Annotated in this window: 13 protein-coding genes, 3 pseudogenes and 1 riboswitch; of the genes and pseudogenes, 6 read left to right on the top strand and 10 right to left on the bottom strand. The window is 55.5% G+C overall.

The window, feature by feature from the left end; all coding sequences use genetic code 11:
• Positions 1–6 precede the first annotated feature (6 nt).
• Both prmC and grxD read left to right on the top strand, forming a co-directional pair.
• Positions 7–834: a peptide chain release factor N(5)-glutamine methyltransferase gene (gene prmC, locus TKWG_RS18415; RefSeq protein WP_014752283.1), complete on the top strand. Its 828-nt coding sequence runs from the start codon at positions 7–9 to the stop codon at positions 832–834.
• A 70-nt stretch (positions 835–904) separates the two neighbouring features.
• Positions 905–1,234 carry a Grx4 family monothiol glutaredoxin gene (gene grxD / locus TKWG_RS18410; protein ID WP_014752282.1) on the top strand — a complete coding sequence of 110 codons (330 nt, stop codon included), beginning with the start codon at positions 905–907 and terminating at the stop codon, positions 1,232–1,234.
• A gap of 13 nt (positions 1,235–1,247) precedes the next feature.
• Here the strand turns inward: grxD and TKWG_RS18405 are convergent, their stop codons facing one another.
• Genes TKWG_RS18405 through folB form a run of 4 tightly spaced genes read right to left on the bottom strand, consistent with a single transcriptional unit; the run spans position 1,248 to position 4,348 of the window.
• Positions 1,248–2,042 (bottom strand): EI24 domain-containing protein, encoded by a 795-nt coding sequence (locus TKWG_RS18405; protein WP_014752281.1) that lies wholly within the window; start codon positions 2,040–2,042, stop codon positions 1,248–1,250.
• Positions 2,043–2,072: 30 nt separating this feature from the next.
• Complete coding sequence (queF, locus tag TKWG_RS18400) at positions 2,073–2,903, bottom strand: NADPH-dependent 7-cyano-7-deazaguanine reductase QueF (protein WP_014752280.1); 831 nt, start codon at positions 2,901–2,903, stop codon at positions 2,073–2,075.
• Between the two features lie 8 nt (positions 2,904–2,911).
• Positions 2,912–3,943 (bottom strand): tRNA 2-thiocytidine(32) synthetase TtcA, encoded by a 1,032-nt coding sequence (gene ttcA / locus TKWG_RS18395; protein ID WP_014752279.1) that lies wholly within the window; start codon positions 3,941–3,943, stop codon positions 2,912–2,914.
• Between the two features lie 45 nt (positions 3,944–3,988).
• Complete coding sequence (gene folB, locus TKWG_RS18390) at positions 3,989–4,348, bottom strand: dihydroneopterin aldolase (RefSeq protein ID WP_014752278.1); 360 nt, start codon at positions 4,346–4,348, stop codon at positions 3,989–3,991.
• A gap of 296 nt (positions 4,349–4,644) precedes the next feature.
• Between folB and TKWG_RS18385 the strand changes: the two genes are divergently transcribed.
• Positions 4,645–5,391 (top strand): NAD(P)/FAD-dependent oxidoreductase, encoded by a 747-nt coding sequence (locus TKWG_RS18385; RefSeq protein ID WP_014752276.1) that lies wholly within the window; start codon positions 4,645–4,647, stop codon positions 5,389–5,391.
• On the opposite strand, the gene TKWG_RS18380 is transcribed toward TKWG_RS18385, so the two are convergent.
• From TKWG_RS18380 to TKWG_RS23390, 4 genes are all read right to left on the bottom strand, one after another.
• Positions 5,351–6,256: a helical backbone metal receptor gene (locus TKWG_RS18380; RefSeq protein ID WP_014752275.1), complete on the bottom strand. Its 906-nt coding sequence runs from the start codon at positions 6,254–6,256 to the stop codon at positions 5,351–5,353. The two genes, TKWG_RS18385 and TKWG_RS18380, sit on opposite strands and share 41 nt — an antisense overlap.
• Positions 6,257–6,336: 80 nt before the next feature.
• Complete coding sequence (locus tag TKWG_RS21965) at positions 6,337–6,819, bottom strand: TonB-dependent receptor domain-containing protein (RefSeq protein WP_050981670.1); 483 nt, start codon at positions 6,817–6,819, stop codon at positions 6,337–6,339.
• Positions 6,816–7,838 carry a TonB-dependent receptor plug domain-containing protein gene (locus TKWG_RS26330; RefSeq protein WP_050981669.1) on the bottom strand — a complete coding sequence of 341 codons (1,023 nt, stop codon included), beginning with the start codon at positions 7,836–7,838 and terminating at the stop codon, positions 6,816–6,818. The genes TKWG_RS21965 and TKWG_RS26330 overlap by 4 nt, the downstream gene beginning before the upstream one ends.
• A complete protein-coding gene (locus tag TKWG_RS23390; protein WP_148274590.1) occupies positions 7,805–8,131 on the bottom strand; it encodes a hypothetical protein in 327 nt (108 codons plus the stop codon). Before TKWG_RS23390 ends, TKWG_RS26330 begins: the two co-directional genes overlap by 34 nt.
• Before the next feature lie 67 nt (positions 8,132–8,198).
• Positions 8,199–8,359, bottom strand: a riboswitch (cobalamin riboswitch).
• Positions 8,360–8,507: 148 nt separating this feature from the next.
• On the opposite strand from TKWG_RS23390, the pseudogene metH reads away from it, so the two are divergent.
• The 3 genes and pseudogenes from metH to TKWG_RS18360 all read left to right on the top strand — a co-directional run bounded on the left by metH (position 8,508) and on the right by TKWG_RS18360 (position 14,002).
• Positions 8,508–12,282 (top strand): annotated as a pseudogene (gene metH / locus TKWG_RS18370) (methionine synthase).
• A 35-nt stretch (positions 12,283–12,317) separates the two neighbouring features.
• Positions 12,318–13,135, top strand: a pseudogene (locus TKWG_RS18365) (helix-turn-helix transcriptional regulator).
• Between the two features lie 228 nt (positions 13,136–13,363).
• Positions 13,364–14,002 (top strand): OmpA family protein, encoded by a 639-nt coding sequence (locus TKWG_RS18360; protein WP_014752272.1) that lies wholly within the window; start codon positions 13,364–13,366, stop codon positions 14,000–14,002.
• A 120-nt stretch (positions 14,003–14,122) separates the two neighbouring features.
• Here the strand turns inward: TKWG_RS18360 and TKWG_RS23735 are convergent, their stop codons facing one another.
• A complete protein-coding gene (locus TKWG_RS23735; protein WP_171815186.1) occupies positions 14,123–14,278 on the bottom strand; it encodes a hypothetical protein in 156 nt (51 codons plus the stop codon).
• A 608-nt stretch (positions 14,279–14,886) separates the two neighbouring features.
• Positions 14,887–15,374, bottom strand: a pseudogene (locus TKWG_RS18355) (acyl-CoA thioesterase).
• Positions 15,375–15,485: the final 111 nt, after the last annotated feature.

Raw genomic sequence — 15,485 nt, 5'->3', positions numbered from 1 at the left:
GCAGGAATGGCGCTGGCCATCACGATTGAATCTTTGACGCGAACCAGTGGCCTTCCGCCACTTGAGACCCGGATGCTGATCGGTCGCACGCTAGGCGTGTCGCGTTCCTGGATGATTGCACACGACCGTGATCCCCTGAGCGATGAACAGGTAGTACAGATTCGCGCCCTGATTGAACGACGCGCAAGCGGCGAGCCCATGGCTTATATCATGGGCGAGCGCGAATTCATGGGCCTGTCCTTTGAGACGTCTGCCGCGGCGCTTATTCCGCGCCCGGAAACGGAGTTGCTGGTGGAAACTGCGATAGACTATGTACGCGACCACCCCAGGGCCAATGTGCTGGATCTGGGCACCGGCACCGGTGTTATTGCCGTTTCCATTGCCCGGTTTTGCCCTGGCGCGCTGGTGCTGGCCACAGATAAGAGTCCAGATGCCCTCGCGCTGGCGCGACGCAATGCGGAAAAACATCGTACCGCGCACGTACGTTTTCTGGAAAGCGACTGGTTTGATGGCATTCCACAACAGGCCTTCGATTTGATCGTGTCCAATCCGCCATATATACGGCGGCATGATCCCCATTTGCAGAAGGGCGATCTGCGTTTTGAACCACCCATGGCGCTGACCGATTATTCCGATGGGTTTGCGGCCATCCGGCGCATTATTGCCGGCGCCCGGGCTTATCTGGCCAACGGCGGCTGGATGTGGATTGAGCATGGATGGGACCAGGCCGAGCATGTTCGCTATATGCTGGCCAAGGTCGGTTTTAAGAATATTGAATCCCGCAATGATTTATCCGGTATTGAGCGCATTTCCGGCGGGTGCTTTACGATTTAGCGTTAAACTATTTTGAGAGATGGCCAGATGATGGAACTGGTTTCTTTCAATGCTGACACAGGTGAATACAATGAGCGAAGTACAGAATTTTATCCGAGAGACCGTTACAGAACACCCTGTTGTGTTGTTCATGAAAGGCACGGCTCAGTTTCCGCAATGCGGCTTCTCTGGCAAGGCCATCCAGATTCTGCGTGAATCCGGTGTAAAAAAACTGGTTACTGTCAATGTGCTGGACGACCAGGAAGTGCGCGAAGGCATCAAGCAGTTTTCCAACTGGCCCACTATTCCCCAGCTGTATGTCAAGGGTGAATTCATTGGCGGTTCGGATATCGTGAGTGAAATGCACGAAAGCGGCGAACTCAAAACAGTGCTGCAGCAGGCTGGCGCGTTCGAATCCTGAGCGCGCGGCGCTGTCAGGGCAGGCGTTTGGCCTGGACAGCGCTGTTCTCTACAGCTGCGGCAAGCCGTTGCGTCCGCACGGCTTTGACCGCCATTAATCCATAATGGGTGCACACCAGGATTGAAAATACGGGCATGACAAAGCCGGCAAACGGGATCAGGGCAATGGCTGCGCAGATCAGCCCGATCAGCCAGAAACCACGACTGTAATGACGAAGCACGTAAGCCCGCTCTTCAAGGGTTGCGTGTTCGACAATGGCGTCCAGCCGGGTCATATGCGAGAACGCATACGCACCCCAGAATAATGATAGTGCGATTCCGGCAAAGGGAATCAGCCAGAGCGGCAAGGTAATCAGCCAGCCAACTACGAAAATCGTACTTACCTTGACCGTATTGGCCAGGCTGGTGACCGTGGCATTCTCGCCTTTTTTCTGCACATCCGGGTAGCTGCCATCGCCGATGACTTTCAATGCCATGGGCATGACCAGAATGGCTGCGGCCGCCAATCCGGCGATGCCGCTGACCGCGAGCAGGGCCACAAAGGTCAGCACGCCCGTGAGCCAATCGCTCATGGTGACAAACCCCCAGCCGGACAGTCGCGTAGACACGGACTGGAACCAGCCCCAATGCATGGCGGTATTGTCCAGCCAGTTATCCAACGGACCCCAGGCGAACACCAGCAGTATCACGGCTGTGATCAGGGCAATGACAAACGGCAAAATGACGGCAAGCAGCATGGAAGGGCGCATTTGCGTTGCGATTGCCTTGCTGAACGCGGCGGCGACGCTGACATAGGGCGGTTGTTTCATAAGTACGACCAGCTTTTGTGGAGTGTGAGGTTATTGACGCGCATTGCGGGCATCAGCGGGAACGAAATCCGGTTGCGTGCTGCGCCAGGGGTTGATATCCAGGCCGCCACGGCGTGTGTAGCGGGCATAGACGGTCAGTGTTTCTGGCGCACAGCTGCGCATAATATCGCAGAAAATCTGTTCTGCACATTGTTCATGAAATCCGTTATGTCCCCGATAGGACACAATATACTTCAGGAGCGAGGCGTGATCGATGGCGGCGCCGGTGTATTCGATTTGCAGGCTCCCCCAGTCGGGCTGACCGGTGACCGGACAGTTGGACTTGAGCAGATTCGTGCGCAGCGTCTCGTGTCTGGATTGCGTGGCGTCAGCCTGTAGCAGGCCTGCGTCCGGCGCATAGGTGGAGACTTCGATATCCAGTGTGTCCAGCAGGGTGCCTTCAAGCTCGCCCAGGGTCTGGTTTGCAAAGTCTGCCGGCGCAAACAGCGTGACGCTGACCGCGCCGCCGGCGGCGGCGCTCAGGTCCTGCTGCATGCGCGCCAGAACGGCATCGCCGTCGGGCATGGTGGTCTGGTTGAATGAATTCAGATACAGTTTGAACGACTTGGATTCGATAATGTGGGTGCTGCTGGCGGGAAAGCAAAAACGGGCCAGGGCCACTTGCGGTTTGCCTTTGGGATCTAGCCAGGACAGTTCATAGGCGTTCCAGATATCGGCGCCGTGCCAGGCCGGGTGTGGCTGCAGGCTAAGGTGCGCACGGCCGGCATCGCGGGCAATGGGAAACAGCAACGACGGATCATAGTGTTCGGGATACTGGGTTTCTTTGCCCAGTGGTGCGTGCAGCAAAGTCGAGTCTGACATGGAATGCCTCACAATGATTGAATGCGGATCGTGCGCGCGCGCGATGAGTTCCCGGAAGTGAGGGTGCCTGCCGCTTGTGCGTTGGCGCTCTGGGTGGACGGGTGGCCATGAGCATCGTCATGATCGTCAATCGCTTGCGTAAAGCTTGCGCCAGCGGTGGTATCGGCGGCATCGGCAAAGGTGTCGGCGTCGAAGGCCTTGTCGCCGTTTTCGTCGGCAACACCAGTGGGCCGCAGGCCGGCGAAGTCAAACAGGTCGCGGTCCATCAGGTGCGACGGCGTAATCGCCGACAGGGCCTTGAAGGTGTTCCAGACTTTCTTGGGGCTTTCCTTTTCCCATGCCGCAATCATGCGGCCCACTTCCTGGCGTTTCAGGTTTTCCTGGGAGCCGCAAAGATTACAGGGAATGATGGGGAACTGCTTGAGTTCGGAATAGGCAATCAGTTCCTTTTCCGCAATATAGGCAAGCGGACGGATCACAGTATGTCGGCCGTCATCGGAAACCAGCTTCGGCGGCATGGATTTGAGTTTTGCCGCGTAGAACAGATTCAGGAAAAAGGTGGCCAGAATATCATCGCGGTGGTGGCCCAGCGCAATCTTGGTGGCGCCCAGTTCGGTGGCGACGCGATACAGAATGCCGCGGCGCAGGCGGGAACACAGCGAGCAGGTTGTCTTGCCTTCCGGAATCAGGCGTTTGACAATCGAATAGGTATCCTGGTTTTCGATATGAAAAGGCACACCCAGTTCGGTGAGATAATCTGGCAGGACATGGGCAGGAAAGCCGGGCTGCTTCTGATCCAGATTCACCGCGATAATATCAAAATGAATGGGCGCGCGTTTTTGCAGGGCCAGCAGGATATCCAGCATGCTGTATGAGTCTTTGCCGCCCGAGAGACAGACCATCACTTTGTCGCCGTCTTCGATCATGTTGTAATCGACGATCGCGGTACCCGCTTCGCGCATGATGCGTTTGGTCAGCTTGTTGTCGTGCTGGCGCTGTTTCAGGGCAGCCTGATGGCTGGAGTGGGCGGCAGAAGTCATGATAGTGACGTGTTCAAGTCCAAAATAGGAAAGGGCAGCGTGTTGCTAGCGGGTCGCTTCAACTTCGATGCCAACGGCGGCGCAATCGGAGAAAGCCAGAGGCTTGCCGATACGCAGGCGTACGCGGAAAACCTCGGGAAAATCATTCAGAATGCGCTGTATAACCATGTCGCCCAGCGTTTCCACCAGATGGACATGCGCGCGCGTGCATTCTTCGATAATCGCTTCGCGCAGCTTGCGGTAGTCCAGTACGCTGCGAATATCATGGTCATTGACCTGCTGGTCAACGCGCATGTCGATATCGGCATCAATATGCAGGGGCTGGGTGGCGCGCAGTTCGTGCTCCAGGATGCCAATGCGGGCATCCAGCGCGAGCCGGGTGAAAAAGATACGGCGAGTGGTCATGTGAAATCGGTAAAAGAGGCGCCGGAAAAGTCCGGTTTTTATTCAGGATGCTATTGTAGTGTTTTAGGGTAGCAGCCGGGGGTACAATAAGCTTTGTTTAGATAAATTCATGATTAAACGAGGATTTTTCCCAAAAATGCAGCAGGCTGTCTATGATGCCATTGTGATTGGCGCAGGCCCGGCAGGTGCGTCCTGTGCGGTGTGGCTGGCCATATGGGGTTCTCTCCCCTGATCATTGAATCCAGCGGACGCGCCGGTGGCTTAAGTGCAGTAATCCGTTCGAGGATACCTGGAATGTGACGGCACCCGGATTGACGGGCGAGGAAGTGGCCGCCAGAATCAAACTGAGCCTGGATAGCGCCCGCGTGCCGGTGCTGCTCAATTCACATGTGACGCGTATCGAACGCGAGCAGGCAGGCCAGGGCGACAAGGGGCAATTCAAGGTGTATTTCGGCGCAGACCTGCCCTTGCATGCACGCTATGTCGTTATTGCAAGCGGGGTAGAACCCAGGAAACCGCCGGAGTGGGAGCGTGATCACTATGATGACGTACTTGTCGGACCCGGCAAGCATGTAGCCAATTATGAATTTGCCCTCAAGGACGTGGCCATTCTGGGCGGGGGTGACAATGCCTTTGAAAACGCCCTGTTTCTGAAAGAGCGGGGTGCCAAGTCTGTGCACATTTATGCGCGCACGCTACGCTGCCAGCGCCATTGGATGAAGTTTCTCAATGAATCGGATATCACCACCGGCGCCTACACCTTTGATCCGGCGACCCGCCAGGTGAACGGCCGGACCTACGATGTTGTGCTGGTGCTTTATGGTTTTCGCGCCCGTTTGCAGGGCATGCAGGATCTGGGTCTTGATTGCGATGAACTCGGCTATGTGCGTACCGATTTTAAAACGACGCAAACCAATTTGCCGGGCATTTACGCGATCGGCGAAGTGACCCATCGGCAGCATCCTTGCGTGGTGACATCAATGGCAGACGGCGTGGTGGCGGCTAAGGCGATCCAGAAGCAACTGGAGCAAGGCGACGTCTGATCTGATCAATATTGCTGCATAACTCTGGCAGCTTGCGAATCAGTCTGTCGGCAGGGCGAAAGATAATATCCGGATCCATGCCCAGCAGTTGGTCTGCCTGTAACTTAATGCCCATGGAAGAAAAATAGCGGGCAACGGCCTGGCTTTCCCTGGCGATGTTTTTTGCGGCAAAGAGAACGGCCTGCGGATGGGCAAGCAGCAGTTGTTCCCGGCTGACTACCGGCGCTGGCGCCGACAGGGTTTCAAAGGCCGATTCAGCACCGCAGGCGTGCAGGGCATCAATAACAAACGAACCTGCGCCTAACGTATAGAGCGGCTCCTGGCTGACCAGCGCGAAGGTTTTTACCTTTGCTGCATGCTGGTAACGCTGGCGCGTGGTTCTCAGTATTTCCCGCAGCTCCTGCGCGGTGGCGCCAGCGGTGGCCTGGGTGCCGAACAGCGCGCCCAGTTCTTCAATATCGTCAATGATGCGGTCCAGGCTGGCCGGCGCCTGATAATGCACGGGTATATTCAGCTTGCGCAAGGCAGGGTACAGGTCCTTGCTGTTTTTATAGCCCCAGGCCAGAATGACATCCGGCTGCAGAAGCGCGATCCGTTCCACATTGGGGGTCACGCCGCTGCCCACCTTGGGCAAAGCGCCGACAGCAGGCGGGTAGTTACTGCCTTCGGAAACGCCCAGCAGATGGTCGCCGGCACCCGCAGCATAGACAAGCTCTGTCAGATGTGGCGATAAACTGACCGCATTTTTTTCTATCGTCTTTGCCGCCGGCGCTGCCAGGGCGAACGAGCACACGAGTGCCGCAAGCACTGTTCCTGTTATTGCAATTGTCATAGACAGAAAAGAGGGGTGCTTGCGGCAGGCCATGATTTACATCCTGAATGCAAGATTCAAAAAGACATTGGAACCGGCCGAGTTGTAGCCATATGAAGTCTCATATTTCTTGTTCAACGCGTTGTTCCAATACACCTGGCTTCCAGGTTCTTGCTGAAGGCATAGCTGGCATGCAGGTTCAGCACGCCATAGCTCCCCAGCCGTTTTGCCTCTGTATTTTGCTTGTCGTCGTAGCGCGCGCCGGTGTGGGTGAAGTCTGCCCCCACGGTCGCCCGACCGAATGTATGGCTGGCTCCGATTCGATAAACCTGTTTGGCACGACGGATCAGCCGTTTGCCGCTCTCATCATCTTTCGGGTTCATGAAATCTGCGCCCGCATAGATGCGCGTATTGTCAAAGCGGTGCTCGGCATTGACGGAAACGCCGCGAACCGTGGCCCTGTCGACGTTTTCGGCGGTGCAGTTGAACATTTCGTCACAGACGTAGCCATTGATCAAATCGCGATAGCGAGTCTGCCAGGCATTGACCGACAAGGTGCTGGACTCGGTTCGCCACGCGGTGCGCAACTCAATGTTGCGTGAGGTTTCCGGTTTCAAATTCGGATTGCCTGATAGCCAAAGCTCAGCGGAGTGTACAGATCGGCAAAGGTGGGAACGCGATAGCCGGTATTGCCCGCCAGTCCGACAGACCATTGCTGCGTGATATCGAAATCGTAGCCCAGGCTGCCTGTGGTTTTGCTGTCATAGCCGGAGACATTGTCGTTGCGCAGGCTGGCCTGGATGTGATGACGATTGAAGTCGCCGCGATAAATCAGCCCGACTGCGTTGGTATGACGTTTGTCCTGTTCGTAGGTGGTGGTGCCAAAAATGCTTTCATCCTTGCGCTCCAGCACCAGTGATAGCTTGTTCTGACGATTGATGGAGAAGTTGTTTTGCCAGGAGTAGGTGCGCTGTATGCTGCCGAGCACCGAATCGCCATATGAGGCGCGCGAGTCATACACATTACGGTTCACGCTGACCTGCAGCACGCTTTCCCACCAGTCTGTGAGCTGGTTATTGCTGGTAACGGCGACCGATTGCTGGCGCATAATGCCAAAAGTATTTGTGTCGTAGGCGCCGCTATCGAAGTCGCCATGGGTATAGCCGTTATAAAAAGAAACGCCCAGGCGGTTGCCAGGTTTCCATGTGTAGCCCAATGCACCCGATAACGACGCCTGCTCGTAGCCGTCACGATCCGGGTTGTAGATCATTGCGCCCAGTTTTTCACGGGTGGCATTAAAGCCATCGCTGCTGGCGTAGCTGCCCGCCAGGCGATAGTCCCAGGCGTTGCTGGCGCCGGAGACGCCCACGCTGGCCTTGAACAGGCTATGAGTGCCAACGCCAATATTGCCGAACACGCTCAGTGGTTTATCCTGGCCATCGCTGCGGGTAATAATGTTGATGACCCCGCCCATGGCGTCAGAACCATACAGGCTGCTGGCTGCGCCGCGCACGATCTCTACCCGTTCGATGGTGGTCGGATCCATGGCGCTCAGGTAGGTACTGCCGGTTGCCGGGTCATTGATGCGCTGGCCGTCAACCATCACCAGCGTCTGCTGGGGGCCTGCGCCACGCACGAACAGCCTGACAAGGTTTGCGGGCCGCCGAGTTGATAGGTTTGGATTTGCGGCTGGCGGGCAAGCAACTCGGTCAGGGAGGTCGCGCCTGCATTGCGCAACGTTTCGCTTGTGATAACGCTGACATCGCCGTACACATCGCCAAGCGCCTGATTGGCACGTGCCGGCGTGGCAATAATGGTTTCAAGACGGGTAACGGGCGTATCAGGAGAGACAGGGGTAGAGGTTTGCGCCATGACGGTTGCAGGCAGAACCGCCAGGGCAAGCGCCATGGGGGTAAGAGAGAACTTCATATGGTATACCGGTAAAGATGCGCGACCCCGCACATCAGGTTCGAATAAATACTGTCTGGATAAGCAGAGCAGCGGCAGGTTCAGGGCCGATGTCGGGCTGCAGGCCGAAAGCCTGATTACCGTTGCGGGGGCAGCACAGGTTGGCGCGCCATCTTGCGCGTTCTGTTTCCCGTTTACCATTCACTCCATGCATAGCAAGGTGAATGCACCCTGAATGCGCGATTGTAATTGATTGGTACAGATCATGACAGTTGCCAGGCCATTTGGACGGCCTGCAGCTGCTATTTGCCTGCCGTTTGCAGGGGTTTGCCGGTAGAACGGTTGCAAATCCGCTACAATTTTGTATTAAATTCAACTAATTAGATTGAGCCTGAACGTGTCTTATCCTGCCCTGCCTTATCCCGTTGACTCCTATACCTCTGGTGCCCGTTTTGTGCAGGAACTGCAAAAGGGGCGAATCCTGGTGCTGGATGGGGCCATGGGCACCATGATTCAGCGCTATAAGCTGACCGAGGCCGATTTTCGTGGCGAGCGTTTCGCTGAACATCACCAGGACGTCAAAGGCAATAATGAGCTGCTCTCCCTGGTGCGTCCCGATGTCATCAGCCAAATCCACGAGCAGTATCTGCAGGCCGGGGCTGATGTTATTGAAACCAATACCTTTGGCGCAACCTCGGTAGCCCAGGGCGATTACGATCTGCCCGGCCTGGCCTACGAACTGAATCTGCAATCGGCCCGGCTTGCGCGCACGGCCTGTGAAGCCTACAGTACGCCCGATCGTCCGCGTTTTGTCGCCGGCGCCCTCGGCCCTCAGCCCAAAACGGCCTCTATTTCTCCGGATGTAAACGATCCGGGGGCGCGCAATATTACCTTTGAGCAATTGCAGGCGGCCTATGAAGAGCAGCTTGCCGGCCTGCTCGATGGCGGCATTGATATCGTGCTGATCGAGACCATTTTCGATACGCTGAACGCCAAGGCGGCGATCTTTGCGGTGGAAACGGTGTTTGAGCAGCGCGGGATCCGTCTGCCGGTGATGGTGTCCGGTACAGTGACTGACGCGTCCGGACGTATTCTGTCAGGCCAGACGGTGGAAGCCTTCTGGAATTCGGTGCGGCATGCACGGCCGGTTACCATCGGCCTGAACTGTGCCTGGGTGCTGCCCTGATGCGCCCATATATTGCTGAACTGTCCAAAATCTGTGATACCTGGCTTTGCGTGTATCCCAATGCCGGTCTGCCCAATCCCATGAGCGATACCGGATTCGATGAAACGCCGGATGACACATCGAGTTTGCTTGAAGAGTTTGCAACCGCCGGGTTTGTGAATATGGTGGGCGGCTGTTGTGGTACGACGCCCGAGCATATTGCCGCGATTGTTCGCAAGGTGCAGCAGCTGCCGGCGCGCACGGTGCCGGATGTGCCGATCAAAACCCGCCTGTCTGGCCTGGAGGCGCTGAACATTGATGACGAATCGCTGTTTGTGAACGTGGGCGAACGCACCAATGTGACCGGCAGCAAGATGTTCCTGCGCCTGATCCGCGAAGAAAAATTTGATGAAGCGCTGGCGGTGGCGCGCCAGCAGGTTGAAAACGGCGCACAGATCATCGACATCAATATGGATGAGGCCATGCTCGATTCAAAAGCGAACATGCGCCGCTTTCTGAATCTGATTGCTTCCGAACCCGACATTGCCCGGGTACCCATCATGATTGACAGTTCCAAGTGGGAAGTGATTGAAGAGGGCCTCAAGTGTGTGCAGGGCAAGCCGATCGTCAACTCGATTTCCATGAAGGAAGGCGTGGAGCCGTTTCTGGCGCATGCCCGCCTGTGCCGCAAATACGGCGCAGCCGTAGTGGTCATGGCGTTTGACGAAGAAGGTCAGGCCGATACGCTGCAGCGTCGCAAAGACATTTGCGGCAAAGCCTACCACTTGCTGGTGGATGAACTGGATTTCCCGCCGGAAGATATTATTTTCGACCCCAATGTGTTTGCGGTGGCCACGGGCATTGAGGAGCACAATCATTACGCAGTGGACTTTATCGAAGGCACCCGCTGGATCCATGACAACCTGCCGCATGCGCGTATTTCCGGTGGTGTCTCCAACGTAAGCTTTTCGTTCCGTGGTAACGAGGCCATGCGCGAAGCGATTCATACCGTATTCCTGTATTACGCCATTCAGGAAGGCATGACCATGGGCATCGTAAATGCCGGTATGCTGGGTGTGTACGCGGATATGGATCCGAAGACACGCGACCTGGTCGAGGATGTGATACTGGATCGCCAGGAGCCGGTGGGCAAAACTGATCCTGCAGACGAGCGTACGCCGACCGAGCGTCTGGTGGAGTACGCCGATGAGGTCAAAGGCAGCGGCACGAAAAAAGAAGCCGATATGACCTGGCGTGAACAGGACGTGGAAAAACGCTTGTCGCATGCACTGGTGCACGGAATTACCCAATTCATTGTTGAGGATACCGAAGAGGTGCGGCAAAAGATTGCCGATCGTGGCGGGCGTCCCATTGAGGTAATTGAAGGGCCGCTGATGGACGGCATGAACGTGGTGGGCGATCTGTTTGGCGCGGGCAAGATGTTCCTGCCTCAGGTGGTCAAGTCTGCCCGGGTCATGAAGCATGCCGTGGCGCATCTGATCCCTTTCATTGAAGAGGAGAAGCGCCAGATTGAAGCGGCCGGTGGCGACGTGCGCGCCAAAGGCAAAGTGGTTATTGCAACTGTGAAGGGCGACGTGCACGATATCGGTAAAAATATCGTTACCGTGGTGTTGCAGTGTAATAACTTCGAGGTCGTCAATATGGGAGTCATGGTGCCGTGCGCGCAGATCCTGGCCAAGGCCAAAGAGGAAAAGGCCGATATTGTGGGGCTGTCCGGCCTGATCACCCCGAGCCTGGAAGAGATGGCCTATGTGGCATCCGAGATGCAGCGCGACCCGTATTTTCGTGACAACAAAATTCCATTGCTGATCGGCGGGGCGACCACCAGCCGGGTGCACACGGCGGTCAAGATCGCACCGCACTATGACGGCCCGGTCATCTATGTGCCCGATGCCAGCCGTTCGGTAGGCGTGGCAACCAATCTGGTTTCCGATCAGGTTGAGAGTTATCTGGCGCAGGTACGCGAGGAATATGAGCTGGTGCGTGAACGCCACGCCAATCGCAAGGCCACGCCTATCATCCCGCTGGAAGAAGCGCGCAAGGGTGCGCCGGTTATTGACTGGAGCAGCTACACGCCGCCGCGTCCGAAGTTCCTGGGGCGTCGCGAATTCAAAAATTTCGATCTGGCCCAAATTGTGCCGTTTATCGACTGGACGCCGTTTTTCCAGACCTGGAGTCTGTTTGGTCAGTATCCGAAAATTCTGGATGACAAGGTGGTGGGAGAGCAGGCGCGTAAACTGTTCGAGGACGCGCAGGCGATGCTCAAAAAAGTGGTGGAGCAACGCTGGCTGAGCGCCGGTGGTGTGATTGCCTTTTATCCTGCCAATAGCGTCAACCACGAAGATATTGAAGTGTATGCCGATGAGTCGCGTGAACGGGTGCTGTTTACCTGGCGCAATTTGCGGCAGCAAAATGCCAAGCGTGAAGGCGTGGCCAACAAGTGCCTGGCCGACTACATTGCACCCAAGGAAACCGGCGTGAAGGACTATATCGGTCTGTTCGCCGTTACCGGCGGTATAGGCATTGAGAAGCACGAGCAACGCTTTGAAGCGCAGATGGACGACTACTCGTCGATTCTGCTCAAGGCCCTGGCTGATCGTTTTGCCGAAGGTTTTGCAGAATGCATGCATGCCCGGGTACGTCGCGATCTTTGGGGTTATGTCGCCGATGAGAGTTTGGATAATCAGGCGCTGATTGAAGAAAAATATCAGGGCATCCGTCCTGCGCCGGGTTATCCCGCCTGCCCTGAGCATCGTGTTAAAACCGATATGTTCAACATCTTGCAGACTGAAGATATCGGCATGTATCTGACCGATGGCATGGCCATGTACCGGCGTCCAGTGTGTCTGGTTTTTATTTGAGCCATCCGGATTCCAGCTATTTCAATGTGGGGACTATCGGTCAGGATCAGTTGCAGGACTATGTTGCGCGCAGCGGCCTGTCTGAAGAAGAGGTTCGTCGCTCGCTCATGAGCGTACTGGGGTAAGTACAGCGCTGAACGTATCATCTGGCAGGAGTGGCATGGCCGACAAACACGGAGCATTTCGCAAGCAGGCACTGGGTGCGTTTGTACGCAGCGCTCGTGATCGTGTAACTCCCCAGCAGGCAGGGATTGCTGGTGGCCAGCGCCGCCGCACGCCCGGCCTGCGTCGTGAAGAGGTGGCCCAGCTGTGCGATATCAGCGTTACCTGGTACACCTGGATTGAGCAGGGACGTGATGTGTCGGTGTCGGCCACAGTATGGGCGCGGCTGGCTACCGTATTGCAAATGACCAGGGCCGAGCGAGCTATCTGTTTGAACTGGCCGATGTCAGTGACCCTGATCATGACAGCGCTGTCGTCTCGGCGCCAACCGCGTCGTTGCAGGCATGCGTCGATAGCATCAATGCGCCGGCATATATTCTGGACCGGCATTGGGATGTACTGGCGTTTAACGCCGCGCTGGACCAGGTGTTTGCCGGATGGATGAGTGCGCAAGCGCAGCCTAATCTGCTGCGTTTTATTTTCCTGGATGCACAAGCGCCCGACATCGTCGTAGACTGGGAGACCCGTGCCAATCGAGTGGTAGCGGAGTTTCGCGCAGATATCGGCGCTTATCTGGACGATGGCGACACCTCCAGTCTGATCGATGAGCTGCTGGCCGGCAGTCCTGTGTTCAGCCATTGGTGGGCACGCCAGGTGGTGGTCGAACGCGAAGGCGGCTTAAGGGAATTTAACCATCCGCAATTGGGCATCCGGCAATTTGAACAGATCACTTTTCGCCTGGCCACCCAGCCCGATTGCAAGCTGGTCATGCTGCTGCATCAAAGGGTTTGCCCGGATATAACAACGCTTGGATGATTACTTGCGCTTTGGCGATTGCTCGGTTATTGTATTGACACCATCAAGGTTATCACAGTCTTTCGGCTCTTTTTTGGGCAGGTCGTGATAATTACGACTGTCATAAGACAGCGTTCACCCGGGCGGCAGTCCGGTCTGAATGTGGCTCAGGATATGTGGTGTGGCTGATTTTCAACCTGGTTATTCAGATTTTTTAGTACAGCAAACAAATCCAATAAGGAGAAGTCAATGATTATTCGTCAAACTCGAATCGCGGCAGTGCTGGTAGCTGGCGCGCTGCTGGCCGGATGTGCTACGCAAGGCGGCAACACGGCAGCAGGCACCGGCGTTGGCGCCGCACTGGGTGCCGGTCTGGGCGCGCTGATAGGAGATTCTTCCAAAAGCGCGGGCATCGGCGCCGGTATTGGCGCTATCGGCGGCGCCATTGTTGGCTATAACTGGGACCGCATTGTGGGTCGCGTGAATGATGCCGGCGGCAAAGAGCTGGGCATTTCCACCACCAAAATGCCTGACGGCAGCCTCAAAGTGAATATTCCTGAAGGTGCGACCTTCGATACGGCGAAGTATGATCTGAAACCTGCGCTGTTCCCTGTGCTTGATGCCCTGGCCCAATCAATGAATGAAAGCCAGCAATTGCGTCTGAAATCTGTCGGCCATACCGATAGCACCGGCAAAGCAGCATTCAATCAGCAGCTATCTGTGAATCGCGCACAAAGCGTGGTCAATTATCTGGGCGGCAAAGGCGTCAATACCAGCCGCATGAGCATTGAAGGTCGTGGTCCCAACGATCCGATCGCAGACAATGCGACCGCGCAGGGCCGTGCTCAGAACCGACGTGTAGAGCTGTACCTGTACGCGGTTAAATAAATTTTATCGTCGTAAAGACGGCAGCCCTTAAAAAAAGCCCGCTGTCCGGTTTCATTACCGGCAGCGGGTTTTGTATTTCAGATCAACTGCTGGCGCCGCTGCTTGCGGCAGCCGCAGAGATTATTTTTCAGAATGCATGCGAAATTGCGGCTGATTCATTGCCATGCCCAGCTTGAAGCCGGTGGGTTTAACCGGTGTGCTGACAGCAGGGTGCTGCTGATTGTTGTTATTGTTCTGTGCGCCAAATTCCTGGCGGAAGCGTGTAAGTAATTTCATTGTAGTTTCCTTTATTATGAGATTATTGTTTTTGGTTTTCTGCGCGGAGACGATCCGGTTCAGCTATGCATAGCGTAGCCGAAATTTATTGCAGAATCATGATTGCGCCGGCGTTTCGTTGTAAGTATGAGAATGCAGGCGCATCAATTTGTTAAGGGTGTACCTGTGATGGCAGCTGCAATGGATATAGCAACGCTGACGCCACGGGCAATATAACAATGACGATATGGAGTTCTGTCTCGCGTTGCGGTGTCGTGAGAAAGACCCGCAAACTTAGTAAGAATAATTATTCAGTATGAATCTGGCATCAGGATTGCCGGTCGTGTGAACGTCGGGATTGAAATTGCGGAACCGGTGGGGGCTCCTGCCTGCTGGGGGTATGCCCGGTTTTTTATACACAGGTTATTGTTTGCAAGCAGTCAGAATTTCAAATGACTGATATTTCACATGACCAGTACAGATTGATTGCCAAAAATAATTCGCAAAAAATGCTACTGCTCAAATACTACTGTTCAAATTACCAATACAAATACGTCATGGTAGTCAGCTATATTAGCAGTGCTTTATGAGCGTGTCAAGCTAAATTATTGATATATTTCGATATTTTATCAGGCGCCGGCAGTAGCTCGGATTTCCCCATAGCGCGCTTCGAGTTCCTGGCGCAGCGAACGTCGCATTTTTGCCGCTTCATAGCGGCAGCGATCCAGGTCATTGTCGGGCGTGAGCGCAGGAATCTGAACGGGGCTGCCATTGTCATCGACGGCGACCATGGTAAAAAAACAGCTATTGGCGTGGCGAATCTGCTTGCTGCGAATATTTTCGGTCACCACCTTGATGCCGATTTCCATGGATGTATTCCCGGTGTAGTTCACCGAAGCCAGAAAAGTGACCAGTTCCCCAACGTGGATAGCTGGCGAAACATGACCTGGTCGACCGACAGCGTTACAACATAGCGACCGGCATATCGGCTGGCACAGGCATACGCGACCTGGTCAAGCAGCTTCAGAATGGTGCCGCCGTGGACATTGCCCGAGAAATTGGCCATGTCAGGCGTCATCAATACAGTCATGGTAAGTTGGTGATTGGGCAGATCCATGGCGGCAACGTCCGGTAAAAGTAAGGAAGGCGTCAGTTTACCCATATTGCCGGGTTGGCGCCATATGCGCGTTGTGATTGTCTGCCTGAATGGGCTTGGACCGGATTTGAC

It is taken from the genome of Advenella kashmirensis WT001 (genome assembly GCF_000219915.2).
GTDB classification, from domain to species: domain Bacteria; phylum Pseudomonadota; class Gammaproteobacteria; order Burkholderiales; family Burkholderiaceae_B; genus Advenella; species Advenella kashmirensis.
This window is presented reverse-complemented; position numbering and strand designations above follow the sequence as displayed.